This is a genomic window from Paracoccus sp. SSJ, from assembly GCF_030234105.1.
Lineage (GTDB): Bacteria > Pseudomonadota > Alphaproteobacteria > Rhodobacterales > Rhodobacteraceae > Paracoccus > Paracoccus denitrificans.
Genome location: NZ_JASSPE010000003.1, coordinates 94830 through 106963 on the forward strand (window position 1 = coordinate 94830; position 12134 = coordinate 106963).

Below are 12134 nucleotides of genomic sequence, written 5' to 3' on the forward strand. Positions count from 1 at the left end.
CGGGGATGGGGCTTTTGCTGCGCCTGCCGCTGATCGTGATCCTGGGGGCCATCGGTGCGCTGGCCATGGTGCTGCCGGGGCTGTATGCGCATGCGCTGGACAGCCACAAGATCGGCTCGATCTTCCTGGGGACGGCGGGGCTGTTCGTGATCCTGGCCGCGATCCTGGGCCTTGCCACGGCCGACCGGCCCGAGGGCCTGCGGGCGCGCGGCGTGCTTCTGACCATGCTGGGAACCATGGTGCTGTTGCCGGCCATGCTGGCCGTGCCCTTTGCCCTGGCCCTGCCCGATACCGGCTTCTTCAACGCCTGGTGGGAGATGATCTCCTGCCTGACCACGACCGGGGCCTCGCTTTACTCGGCCGATCTGCTGCCGGCGCCGCTGCACCTGTGGCGGGCGATCGTCGGCTGGCTGGGGGGCTTGTTCATGCTGGTCGCGGCCATCGCGCTGCTCGCGCCCTTGCGGGTCGGGGGCTTCGAGATCATGTCCTCGCCCTATGGCCGCAGCGAGCGGTTCGAGCGGCTGCCGCGCTCGGCCGATGGGCCGGACGCCCTGGCCCCGCTGACGCATCCCGCCTTCCAGACCGAACTGGCCGATCCGGTGCATCGGGTGATGCGGGCGGGGCGGGTGGTGCTGCCGGTCTATGCCGGGCTGACGCTGTCGATGTGGATGCTGCTTCTGATGCTGGGCGAGACCGGGCTGGTGGCGCTGACCCGCGCCATGGGCACGCTTTCGACCAGCGGCATCAGCCCGGTCACGGGCCCGGCCGGGCAGGGCAGCGGCATCGCCGGCGAGGTGGTGATCTTCCTGTTCCTGATCCCGGCACTATCGCGCCGCTTCTGGCCGGGCGGCGGCGAGCTCAAGGCCAGCGAAAGCTGGGTCGGCGATCCCGAGTTGCGCATGGCGGCCGGCGTGGTGCTGCTGATCTCGGCCGTGCTGTTCGCGCGGCATTTCGTCGGCGCCATCGGCGTCTCTCCGACCGGCGCCAAGGGGGTCCTGGACACGCTCGACAGCGCCGCCTCGGCCGCCTGGGGCGGTATCTTCAACGGGCTGAGCTACCTCACCACGACCGGCTGGAACTCGGTCGAATGGCAGGGCGCGCGCAACTGGTCGGGGCTCAGTTCGCCCGGCCTGATGCTGGCGGGGCTTGCGATGATGGGTGGGGGCGTCGCCACCACGGCGGGCGGCGTCAAGCTGCTGCGGGTCTATGCGCTGGCGCGGCATTCCGAACGCGAGCTGGAGCGGATCGTGCATCCTGCCTCGGTCGGCGGCGGCGGGCTGATGGCGCGGCGGCTGCGGCGCGAAGGGGCCTATCTCGCCTTCATCTTCTTCATGCTTTTCGCCAGTTCCATCGCCGTGACGGTGATGCTGATCTCGCTGCAACGCATCGAATTCGATTCGGCGACCATCCTGTCCATCGCGGCGCTCACCAATACCGGCCAGCTTGCCGGTGCCATTCCGCTGACGCCGACCTTCCAGGGCTCGGCCGGCATGGCGGGCGCCCCCTGGGCAGGCTGGGCGGGGCTTCCGGGGCTGACCAAGGCGGTGCTGGCCGGGGCCATGATCGTCGGCCGGGTCGAGACGCTGGCGATCCTGGCGCTGGTCTCGCCGGAATATTGGCGTCGCTAGGCGGGATCACATGCTTGCAAGCCGCTGCCCGCTCGCCTAAGTCTTGAAAACCCGCGATAAGAAAGAACAAGGTGCCCCGAATGGCCGGCGACAAACAGAACCTCCAGGACGCTTTTCTGAACCATGTGCGCAAGGGCAAGGTTCCGGTTACGATTTTTCTTATCAATGGTGTGAAATTGCAGGGCGTCATCACCTGGTTCGACAATTTCTGCGTGCTCCTGCGCCGCGACGGTCAGTCGCAGCTGGTCTACAAGCACGCCATCTCGACCATCATGCCGGGGCAGCCGATCAGCCTCTATGAGGGCGAGGACTGATTGGCCGAACCGACGGAAACCCGCGAACGCCCGACCCGGGCCTATGTGATCCATCCCGATCTGGGCAATTCGCGCACCCGCCGTTCGCCGGATCTGGCCCTGGAAGAGGCCGTGGCGCTGGCCCACGCGCTGCCCGCCATCGAGGTGACGGGGGCCGAAGTGGCACGGCTGCGCAATCCCGATCCGGGCATGCTGTTCTCCAAGGGCAAGCGCGAGGAGATCGGCCAGCACCTGGAGGCCGCCGCCGGGGGCGAGGGGGCCGAGCTGGTGCTGATCGACGGGCCGGTCACCCCGGTCCAGCAGCGCAATCTGGAAAAGGAATGGGGCGTCAAGATCCTCGACCGCACCGGGCTGATCCTCGAGATCTTTGCCGACCGGGCGCAGACGCGCGAGGGCGTCTTGCAGGTGGAACTGGCGGCGCTGGCCTATCAGCGCACGCGGCTGGTGCGGGCCTGGACCCACCTGGAACGCCAGCGTGGCGGGCTTGGCTTCGTCGGCGGCCCCGGCGAGACCCAGATCGAGGCTGACCGCCGCGCCATCGACGAGCAGGTGGTGCGCCTGCGCCGCCAACTCGAGCGCGTGGTCAAGACGCGCGAGCTGCACCGCAAGGCCCGTGCCAAGGTGCCCTATCCGATCGTCGCGCTGGTCGGCTATACCAACGCCGGAAAGTCCACGCTTTTCAACCGTCTGACCGGGGCCGAGGTCCTGGCGCAGGACCAGCTTTTCGCCACGCTGGACCCGACCATGCGGCAGTTGACGCTGCCCGGTGGGCGCCGGGTGATCCTGTCCGATACGGTGGGTTTCATCTCGGACCTGCCGCATGAGCTGGTCGCGGCCTTCCGCGCCACGCTGGAAGAGGTGCTGGCGGCCGACCTGATCCTGCATGTGCGCGACATCAGCCATCCCGAGACCGAGGAGCAGGCGGGGGATGTCGGCGAGATCCTCGATTCGCTGGGCGTCGAAGAGGACGTGCCGCTGATCGAGGTCTGGAACAAGATCGACGCGCTTTCGCCGGAGACCCGCGCCGCACTTCAGCGCACCGACGCACGGACCCAAGGCGTGCAGGCGATCTCGGCGCTGTCGGGCGAGGGGCTGGATACGCTGCTGGCCGCCATCGAGGCGCGCTTGGCAGAGGCGCTGGATGAGCCGCGCCGCGAGGCCGAACTGGTGCTGCCGCATTCGGACGGGCGGCGCCGGGCCTGGCTGCACGAGCAAGGCGTGATCACCGCCGAAGAGGTGGCCGAGGATGGCGTGCGCCTGCACCTGCGCTGGACGGATCGGCAGAAGGCGGCCTTCCAAGCGCTTTGACGGCGCTCGCGCGGCGTGACGTCGGGCTGGACGGTTGGGCAATCTCCCTGCCGCCGGGCATCCTCTGTGCCGTCAGGATCGTGCAGATGTTCCGGGCCGGCTCGGACCTTTCCGCCGGTGGTCGGCATCTGCTGGTCAGGTGAGAGGAAACCGAGAGCGGGAAGCCTTGGGAACCGGACGTGACGGCACTATCGGCAGCGTGCGGATATGTCGCGCCCGGCCTCTGCCGGCGCGGTCCAAGGCCCTGATGGGAATGGCATCCCCTCACGAGAGGATCGAACTGGCATATCATAATTATATGACTGATATACGGATCATATATTTGATGTATCTGTTCCGCTATGCGCATCCTCGACCCTGTCCGGCCAGGGATGCCTGCGAGGAAGGCTTCGACAGCGCAGCCCGCCAGCCGGTGAGGAGAACGCCCGCATCGCCGATGCGGCACCAGGGAGGGAAGTTCATGTTTACTCGTCGCAGTTTTGCCGCAATGGCTGGGGCCGCCATCATCGCCTTGTCCACCGCCATGCCGGCACTGGCGCAGAACCCCATCGTCATCAAGTTCAGCCATGTCGTCGCGCCCGATACGCCGAAGGGCAAGGCGGCCGTCAGGTTCAAGGAACTGGCGGAGCAGTATACCGACGGCGCGGTGAAGGTCGAAGTCTATCCCAACAGCCAGCTCTACAAGGACAAGGAAGAACTCGAGGCCCTGCAGCTGGGTGCGGTGCAGATGCTGGCGCCGTCGCTTGCCAAGTTCGGGCCGCTGGGCGTGCCGGAATTCGAGCTGTTCGACCTGCCCATGCTGTTCAAGGATCGCGACGACCTGCGCAAGATCACCGAGGGCGAGATCGGCGATGCCCTGCTGGGGAAACTGGAGGCCAAGGGCATCATCGGGCTCGCCTATTGGGACAATGGCTTCAAGATCATGACCGCCAATTCGCCGCTGGTCCATCCCGACGATTTCCTGGGCCTGAAGATGCGCATCCAGTCCTCGAAGATCCTGGAGGCGCAGTTCGAGGCCCTTGGCGCCGTGCCCCAGGTCATGGCCTTTTCCGAGGTCTACCAGGCGTTGCAGACCGGCGTCGTGGACGGGACCGAGAACACGCCGTCGAACACCTATACGCAGCGCGTCAACGAGGTGCAGAAATACGGCAATGTCTCCAACCACGGATATATCGGCTATGCCGTCATCGTGAACAAGGCGTTCTGGGACGGGCTGGACGAGGGCGTGCGCGCCAATCTGGAAAAGGCGATGGCCGAGGCGACGGCCTATGCCAATGACATCGCCGAAGATGAGAACGCCACCGCCCTGCAAGCCATGCGCGATGCCGGAAAAACCGAATTCCACGACATGACCGAGGCAGAGCGGGCCGAATGGTTCGAGGTGCTCAAGCCCGTGCATGAGAGCATGGCAAAGCGGGTCGGTGCGGATCTTATCCGGCAAACCTATACCGCACTCGGGATCGAGTGACGGCCGCAAATAGGGGACGCCTAAGCGCGTCCCCTTTTCATACGAGGGGTTTGCTATGATTCTGCGCATCCTCGACCGCTTCGAAGAAATCCTGATCTCGGTGCTGATGGCCCTTGCCGTCGCATTGATCTTCGTTGCGGTCGTTCATCGCTTTTCGCTGGGCACCGCCGCCGACCTGGTCGGTTGGGCCCGTGCCCACGATATGCCCGGGCTGCAGGATACGGCCCGGTCGATCTTCAGATGGATCAACTCGCTCAAGCTGACCTGGGCGCAAGAGACCTGCATCTACCTGTTCGTGTGGATGGCGAAGTTCGGCGCGGCCTATGGGGTGCGCATCGGCATCCATGTCGGCGTCGATCTTCTGGTGCAAAGCCTGACGGGAACCGCGCAGAAGGCCATGACCGTCGTCGCGATGTCGGGCGGGATCATCTTTACCGCGATCATTGCCTGGATCGGGACGGATTTCGTCTATCACACCTGGAAGGGCGGCCAGATCTCGCCGGATCTCGAGATCAAGATGTGGATCGTCTATCTGGCCGTTCCGGTCGGCTCGGCGCTGATGTGCTTTCGCTTCGTTCAGGCGTTGTGGCTGTATCTGACCACCGGCCATGTCGCCCATCACGATATGGGCTCGGTCGAAGGCGTGCAGGAAGAGGCCGACGATATCGCCAAGGGAGGTCACGGATGACCGCGCTGATCATTTTCCTCATCCTGTCGGTGCTGCTGATCACCGGCATGCCGGTCTCGATCGCGCTGGGGCTGACGGTGTTCACCTTCCTGTTCGGCTTCACCAGCATCCCCATGGACAGCATCGCGCTGAAGCTGTTCACCGGCATCGAGAAGTTCGAGATCATGGCGATCCCGTTCTTCATCCTGGCCGGCAACTTCCTGACCCATGGCGGCGTGGCCAGGCGCATGATCCGTTTCGCGACCTCGATGGTGGGGCACTGGTATGGCGGCATGGGGCTGGCGGCGGTGCTGTCCTGCGCCATGTTCGCGGCGATCTCGGGCTCCTCCCCGGCGACGGTGATGGCGGTCGGGTCCATCATGATCCCCGCCATGGTGCAGATGGGCTATCCGGCAAAGTTCGGCGTGGCGACGGTTGCGACCGCAGGCGGCCTTGGCATCCTGATCCCGCCGTCGATCGTGATGGTGATGTATTCGGTCGCGACCTCGGGCATGATGGTGACCGGCCCCGATGGCGCGCAGGTGATGGCCCCCTCGATCGGAGAGATGTTCATCGCCGGCGTCGTGCCCGGGCTGCTCCTGGCGGCGATGTTCGGAGTGACGACCGTCTGGCGGGCATGGCGCAACGGCTATCCCCGCCTGGATCGCGCAAGCTGGCGCGACCGCTGGAAGGCCTTTCGCGAGTCGGTCTGGGGCCTGATGCTGATCGCCATCATCATGGGCGGCATCTATGGCGGCCTGTTCACGCCGACCGAGGCCGCCGCGGTCAGCGCCGTCTATGCCTTCTTCATCGCCGTCTTCGTCTACAAGGACATCAGGCTGCGCGACGTGCCGCGCGTGCTGCTGAACTCGGCCGCGATGTCGGCGATGCTGCTCTACATCATCACCAATGCGGTGATGTTCGCCTTCATCCTGACGTCCGAGCAGATCCCGCAGGCCTTGTCGGCCTGGATCGTCGACCTGGGCCTGGGCTGGGTTGGGTTCCTGCTGGTCGTCAACGTCATGCTGCTGGTCATCGGCATGGTGATGGAGCCGTCGGCCATCGTGCTGATCATGGCGCCGATCCTGTTCCCGGTGGCCGCGAAACTGGGCATCGACCCGGTGCATTTCGGCATCATGATGGTGGTGAACATGGAGATCGGCCTCTGCACCCCGCCGGTGGGCCTGAACCTCTATGTCGGCTCGGCGATCTCCCGGCTGGGGCTGACGCAGGTATCGGTGGCGGTGGTTCCGTGGCTGCTGACCGCGCTGATCTTCCTGGCGCTGATCACATACATACCGACCATCACCCTGCTGTTGCCGAACCTGCTTGGGTTCTGACTGCGGTTCTGAACAGGAAGGGGCTGCGAAAGCGGTCCCTTCGCGTCACGCCCGGGGCGGCGGCATCCGCCATTGCCGCGGGCCGCTGGCATGGACCGAGGTGCCGCGCGCGTCCACCGCCACCGTGACCGGCATGTCCCTGACGGTGAATTCGTGGATCGCCTCCATGCCAAGATCCTCGAAACCCAGCACGCGTGCCTCGCGGATCGCCTGCGAGACCAGATAGGCCGCGCCGCCCACCGCGACCAGATAGGCGGCGCCGTTCCGGGCGATGGCCTCGATCGTCTCCTGGCCGCGCTCGGCCTTGCCGATCATCACCGACACGCCCAGCGTTTCCAGCATCATGTCGCTGTAGCGGTCCATCCGGGTCGAGGTGGTGGGACCGGCCGGCCCGACCACCTCACCGCCGACGGGATCGACCGGGCCGACATAATAGATCGCACGGTCGTGAAAGCTGACCGGCAGGGGCTTGCCCTCGGCCAGCATCTGCTCGATCCGGCGATGGGCGGCGTCGCGCCCGGTCAGCAGGCGCCCGGACAGCAGCAGGGTCTCGCCCGGCCGCCAGCTTGCGATCTGATCGCGGGTCAGGCGGTCCAGGTCGATGCGGCGGGCGTCCTTCCAGGCGTCGCGAAAGTCGAGTTCGGGCCAGTCGGACAAATCGGGCGGAACCAGCCGCGCCGGCCCGGATCCGTCCAGCGTGAAATGCACATGGCGCGTCGCCGCGCAGTTCGGCACCAGCGCCACCGGCAGCGAGGCGGCATGGGTCGGAAAGCTGCAAACCTTCACGTCCAGGACCGTCGTGATGCCGCCCAGGCCCTGCGCGCCGATGCCAAGCGCATTGACCCGGTCGATGATCTCCAGCCGCAGCTCCTCCTCGGGGGTCGCGGGGCCACGCGTGCGCAGCTCGGTCGCATCGATCGGCTGGTTCAGGGCCTGTTTCGCCATGACCATGGCCTTGTCCACGCTGCCGCCGATGCCAAGGCCCAGGATGCCCGGCGGACACCAGCCCGCGCCCATCGCCTCGACCGTCCCGACCACCCAGTCGGCGACATCGGCCGAGGGGTTCAGGACCGCGAATTTCGTCTTGTTCTCGGAACCGCCGCCCTTGGCCGAGACGTCGAACTCGACCGAGGTGCCGGCGACCATCTCGACATGCAGCATGGCCGGGGCATTGTCGCCGGTGTTGCGCCGCCGCCCGAACGGATCGGCCACGACCGAGGCGCGAAGCGGATTGGCATCGTTGCGATACGCCCGGCGCACGGCGTCGTCCACGATCTCTTGCAGCGGCCGGTCCCAGTCCAGTTGCGCCCGCACGCCGATCCGGGCGGTGATGTTGGCGACGCCCGTATCCTGGCAGATCGGCCGGTGCCCCATCGCGGCCATGCGGGAATTGACCAGGATCTGCGCCATGGCGTTCCTGGCCGCCGGGCTTTGCTCGGCCGCCCATGCCGCCGACATCGCTCGGATGAAATCGCGCGGATGGTAATACGATATGAATTGCAGGGCGTCGGCCACGCTGTCGATGACATGGCCTTCGGTGATCGCGGGCATGGCTGTTCCTCAGGGGGGCGGCTTGGCGGGTTCCTCGGCGGCAAGGACCGTGGCACCGATCCAACGGTGATTGCGGACCAGGTCGCGCAGGATCTCGCGCGCAAGCGCCCGCACGACGGTGACCGCATTCGTCATCGGCCGGTCCGCGGAATGCGCCAGATGCACGGTCCGGCGGATCGCCGGCTCGCCGATGGGCCAGCTCAGCAACCGGCCCTCGGCGATCTCGGGGGCAATGGCGTTCTCGGGCAGCACCGAATACCCCAGCCCCTCCCCAACCAGCAGCTTGATGTTGTTATACGAATCGACATCCATCACGGTGTTCAGCTCCTGCGCGGCCGAAAGCGCCTGGCGCTTGAGCAATTCCCGCAATCCATGCCCTTCGCCGGGCAGGATCAGCGGCTTGCGTGTCACTTCGGCCATGGGGATGGGCTTGCCGGGTGCGGGCAGGTCATCCCTTGCGGCCAGGTGGGCAGGGCCGAAGAACCGCAACGTCTCTTCCAGCAGGGCCTCGGTCGAGATGCCGTGCTCTGCCGCCTGACCGTAGAGCACGGCAAGGTCGATCCGGCCCTCTCGCATCCATTCCAGCACGAAGCCGCTCATCGCCTCGGCTATGCGCAGCTTGATCTTGGGGTAGCGCAAGTGAACGGCGGTGATCAGCGGCACGGCCAGGATCTCGCCGATCGTGCCGGGAAGGCCCAGACGGACCTCGCCCGCGGGATCGTTCTCATGGCCGCGGATCTCCTCCTCGGCGACGGCAAGCTGGTCGAGAATCGTCCGGGCATGGCGCAGCAGGATCGCCCCCGCCTCGGTCGGCTCGACCCCGCGCGGGCTGCGAAACAGCAGCGGCGTGTCCAGCCCGGCCTCCATGTTGCGCACATGCAGCGACAGCGCCGGCTGGGCGACATGCAGGAATTCGGCGGCACGCGAGAACGAGCCGTGTTCGACGATGGCCACGAAATAGCGAAGCTGGCGGATGTCCATCATGGTCGCCCCCCGGAATCCTCGGCCCGCGCCAGCGTCCAGCAGACCAGGGGCTGGACGAGCACCGCCTTGCCGTCCCGGACGCGGATGTTGTCGCGCCATGCCCGCGCCAGCGCCGCGGCATTGCCTTGCGCCAGCGCCGCGCGATCGGGATCGACGCGGGCCAGGTAATCCACGAACTCCTCCAGGTCGCGGAACCGGCTTTCGCGGGTCCAGCGGCGGAGATCCCGCAACACGATCCGCCCCTCGGAAATCAGGGACTCGACGGCTTGCACCGCTTTTTGCCGGATGGCGGATTCATCCTCGACCGGGCGCATGGCGCGAAAGAAGCTGCCCGTGGCAAGGGGTTCGACAACATGAAGCAGCCCCCCCGGACGCAGGACGGACAGCGCATTCAGGACGGCGCCGGTCATGGCGGAAGGTTCCACATGATGCAGCGCGTTGACGAAACAGGCCGCATCGAAGGGGCGCAACTCGGGCAGCGCCTCGGCATGGGCCTCGATAAAGGTGACCGACGGCAAGCGGGCACGGGCGCGCGCCAGCGCCTCGGCCGACGGGTCCAGTCCGGTGACATCGAAGCCCGCCTCGTGCAGCAGGGCGGTGATCGTGCCATCGCCGCAACCCAGTTCCAGGATGCGCCGCGCCCCTGCCTCGCGCAGGCTGGTGATCAGGACGCCCGCCGTATCGGAGCTTACCGAGCGTGCCCGGGCCAGGAGATCTTCCGGCTTTTCCAGTGGATTCGGGTGCTGCATCTCATCCTCCTGCCTTCCGACGATATGCGGAGCATGTGTGAGCCAAAACTTCAAGTAAACATCACGTCCCGCATCATATAAGAAAGTTATGGCCGGCTTGTCGTAATCTTATTGGACGGGAGGTTGCCAGGTCCCGCATCCTGACACTGGAACGTGGGGGCGAAGAATGAACCGGACGGCAGAGATGCGCCAGGTCTGGCCGCAGGGCCGGAGGCAGTGATGGCTGCCAGAGGATTGCGGCAAATGCTGGACCCTGCCTCGACCCGGGAGTTCCCAACCGCCATGAAGGCAAGCCCGGAGCGTTGCGCGGGATGAGTCCGGGCCTTCGATCCGGCATCCTGGGAATTTCCGGGCTGCTTCCCGCCGGTGCGATGCTTGCCACGGTCCTGTGGGAATACAGCGCCAGCCCGCCGGCTGCGGCGCTTGCCGGCGGCTTTGCGCTGGCCGGTGTCATCGCATTCAGCCTTGCCGACCGCACGGCGCCGATCATCTTCGTCCTGGTCGGTATCGCCATGGCCGGCGCAGCGGTCGCCACCCGCCCCGACTGGTTCGAGGGAACCTGGACTGCGGTCGAGCGCGGCAGCTTCGTCGTCGCGCTATATACTGCCCTGACGGCCATTCGCATCGCCGCCATGGGCTCGGGCGAGATCGTGGAATGCGGCCGCTTCCTTGCCGGGCAAAGGCCGGGCCTGCGCTATGTGGCGCTGACCATCGGCGGTCATCTTTTCGGGCTGATCCTGCTTTACGGCTCCATCGCATTGCTTGGCTCGCTGGCTGCGGAAAGCACCGCGCGCGAGGCCGATGCAGAGCTTCGACGCCATCGGCTGCGGCGCATGCTGGTCGCCATCAACCGGGGCTTTGCCGCCACGCTGTGCTGGTCGCCCCTGGGGTTTTCCATGGCGATCACCCTGACATTGGTGCCGGGTGCGGACTGGAGCGCCGTGGTGGTGCCGTGCTTGCTGAATGCCGTGCTGATGATCCTTGTGGGATGGGGGCTGGACACGGTCTTCAAGCCGCGGCTCGCCCAGCCCGCGCCGGTCCGCGCGGTGCCCGCCGGAGGCTGGCTGCTTCACCTGCGGCCGTTGCTGCTGCTGCTGGGTGCGGTGGTCGTCGGCGTCGCCTTGCTGCACGAGGCGACGGGGGTTGATGTCATCGGTGCGGTGATGTCCTTCGCCCCCATCGTCGCCATCGCCTGGATCTGGCTTCAGGGGGCGGGCATGCCCGCCGGACGGCTGGGCCATGTCGGCCATCGTCTCGGCGAATTCCTGGGACGAGAGCTTCCGGCCTATGGCGGCCAGATCGTCCTGCTGTTCATGGCGGCATTCATCGGCAGCCTGGGCGCCTTTCTGCTGGTGCCCCTGACGCCCCGCCTTGGGCTGGATTTCTCGGTGCTGCCGCCCTTGCTGATCGTGGTTGCCATGGTTTGGCTGGTGCCCCTGGCCGGGCAACTCGGCATGAACCCGATACTCTCGGTTTCGCTGATCGTGCCGCTTTTGCCGTCGCCTGCGGCGATGGGCATTCATCCAGCGGCGCTTGTCGCGGCGATCACCGGAGGGTGGGCGATCAGCGGCACGACATCGCCCTTCACGGCTTCGGTCCTGCTTGTCGGACGCTATGGCGGGGTGCCCGCCCGAGAGGCGGGGCTGCGCTGGAACGGACCTTATGCGCTGCTGATGGGTTGCACGATCTCGGTCTGGGTGCTGATCCTTGCGGCAGCGATGTAGAATGCGGGTTGCCCATGATCGACCGTCTTGACCACCTGGTGCTGACCACCACCGACGAACGCGCCTGCATCGAATTCTATGTCGGCCTCTTGGGGATGCGGCTGGAAACCTTTGGCGCAGGCCGCAAGGCGCTCCGTTTCGGCGAGCAGAAGATCAACATTCACGTCAAGGGCCGCGAATTCGAGCCAAAGGCGCATCTGCCGGTCCCCGGTGCGCTGGATCTGTGCTTCATCGCCGACCGGCCCCTGGACGATGTCATCGCCATGCTGAGCGCAAAAGACGCAGCCATCGTCGCAGGTCCGGTGCGGCGCACGGGGGCGACGGGGCCGTTGCGGTCGATCTACCTGCGCGACCCGGATCTGAACCTGATCGAAATCTCGGAGTTGGTGACTGAGTGATCT

At 66.3% G+C, this 12134-nt stretch carries 11 protein-coding genes; 8 read left to right on the forward strand and 3 right to left on the reverse strand.

Annotation, left to right across the window (positions count from 1 at the left end; genetic code table 11):
* Positions 1-5 precede the first annotated feature (5 nt).
* From QPR87_RS04360 to QPR87_RS04385, 6 genes are all read left to right on the forward strand, one after another.
* Positions 6-1628 (forward strand): potassium transporter TrkG, encoded by a 1623-nt coding sequence (locus tag QPR87_RS04360; protein ID WP_011750355.1) that lies wholly within the window; start codon positions 6-8, stop codon positions 1626-1628.
* Between the two features lie 80 nt (positions 1629-1708).
* Complete coding sequence (gene hfq, locus QPR87_RS04365; protein ID WP_010394165.1) at positions 1709-1942, forward strand: RNA chaperone Hfq; 234 nt, start codon at positions 1709-1711, stop codon at positions 1940-1942.
* Positions 1943-3250, forward strand: coding sequence for a GTPase HflX (hflX, locus tag QPR87_RS04370; RefSeq protein ID WP_285048526.1), 1308 nt, complete (start codon positions 1943-1945; stop codon positions 3248-3250).
* 460 nt (positions 3251-3710) lie between these two features.
* Complete coding sequence (locus QPR87_RS04375; protein ID WP_285048528.1) at positions 3711-4718, forward strand: TRAP transporter substrate-binding protein; 1008 nt, start codon at positions 3711-3713, stop codon at positions 4716-4718.
* Between the two features lie 55 nt (positions 4719-4773).
* Positions 4774-5406: a TRAP transporter small permease gene (locus QPR87_RS04380; RefSeq protein WP_011750352.1), complete on the forward strand. Its 633-nt coding sequence runs from the start codon at positions 4774-4776 to the stop codon at positions 5404-5406.
* The gene (locus QPR87_RS04385) at positions 5403-6725 is read left to right on the forward strand and encodes a TRAP transporter large permease (protein ID WP_285048529.1); all 1323 of its coding nucleotides are present in this window, start codon (positions 5403-5405) and stop codon (positions 6723-6725) included. The genes QPR87_RS04380 and QPR87_RS04385 overlap by 4 nt, the downstream gene beginning before the upstream one ends.
* A gap of 45 nt (positions 6726-6770) precedes the next feature.
* On the opposite strand, the gene QPR87_RS04390 is transcribed toward QPR87_RS04385, so the two are convergent.
* The 3 genes from QPR87_RS04390 to QPR87_RS04400 are packed head-to-tail and all read right to left on the reverse strand — an operon-like array spanning position 6771 to position 10009.
* Complete coding sequence (locus QPR87_RS04390; RefSeq protein ID WP_285048530.1) at positions 6771-8276, reverse strand: fumarate hydratase; 1506 nt, start codon at positions 8274-8276, stop codon at positions 6771-6773.
* A gap of 9 nt (positions 8277-8285) precedes the next feature.
* Positions 8286-9260 (reverse strand): LysR family transcriptional regulator, encoded by a 975-nt coding sequence (locus QPR87_RS04395; RefSeq protein WP_104491040.1) that lies wholly within the window; start codon positions 9258-9260, stop codon positions 8286-8288.
* Complete coding sequence (locus QPR87_RS04400) at positions 9257-10009, reverse strand: class I SAM-dependent methyltransferase (RefSeq protein WP_285048532.1); 753 nt, start codon at positions 10007-10009, stop codon at positions 9257-9259. The genes QPR87_RS04395 and QPR87_RS04400 overlap by 4 nt, the downstream gene beginning before the upstream one ends.
* A 311-nt stretch (positions 10010-10320) precedes the next feature.
* Between QPR87_RS04400 and QPR87_RS04405 the strand changes: the two genes are divergently transcribed.
* Positions 10321-11733 (forward strand): hypothetical protein, encoded by a 1413-nt coding sequence (locus tag QPR87_RS04405; RefSeq protein WP_285048533.1) that lies wholly within the window; start codon positions 10321-10323, stop codon positions 11731-11733.
* A 14-nt stretch (positions 11734-11747) separates the two neighbouring features.
* A complete protein-coding gene (locus tag QPR87_RS04410; RefSeq protein WP_011750346.1) occupies positions 11748-12131 on the forward strand; it encodes a VOC family protein in 384 nt (127 codons plus the stop codon).
* Positions 12132-12134 lie beyond the last annotated feature (3 nt).

What these genes read in the sequence shown, in the direction of transcription:
- QPR87_RS04400 (WP_285048532.1), bottom strand. Translation starts at nt 10,009, where the DNA reads ATGCAGCACCCGAATCCACTGGAAAAGCCGGAAGATCTCCTGGCCCGG.
- QPR87_RS04405 (WP_285048533.1), top strand. Translation starts at nt 10,321, where the DNA reads ATGAGTCCGGGCCTTCGATCCGGCATCCTGGGAATTTCCGGGCTGCTT.
- QPR87_RS04375 (WP_285048528.1), top strand. Translation starts at nt 3,711, where the DNA reads ATGTTTACTCGTCGCAGTTTTGCCGCAATGGCTGGGGCCGCCATCATC.
- hfq (WP_010394165.1), top strand. Translation starts at nt 1,709, where the DNA reads ATGGCCGGCGACAAACAGAACCTCCAGGACGCTTTTCTGAACCATGTG.
- QPR87_RS04380 (WP_011750352.1), top strand. Translation starts at nt 4,774, where the DNA reads ATGATTCTGCGCATCCTCGACCGCTTCGAAGAAATCCTGATCTCGGTG.
- QPR87_RS04390 (WP_285048530.1), bottom strand. Translation starts at nt 8,276, where the DNA reads ATGCCCGCGATCACCGAAGGCCATGTCATCGACAGCGTGGCCGACGCC.
- QPR87_RS04360 (WP_011750355.1), top strand. Translation starts at nt 6, where the DNA reads ATGGGGCTTTTGCTGCGCCTGCCGCTGATCGTGATCCTGGGGGCCATC.
- QPR87_RS04385 (WP_285048529.1), top strand. Translation starts at nt 5,403, where the DNA reads ATGACCGCGCTGATCATTTTCCTCATCCTGTCGGTGCTGCTGATCACC.
- QPR87_RS04410 (WP_011750346.1), top strand. Translation starts at nt 11,748, where the DNA reads ATGATCGACCGTCTTGACCACCTGGTGCTGACCACCACCGACGAACGC.
- QPR87_RS04395 (WP_104491040.1), bottom strand. Translation starts at nt 9,260, where the DNA reads ATGATGGACATCCGCCAGCTTCGCTATTTCGTGGCCATCGTCGAACAC.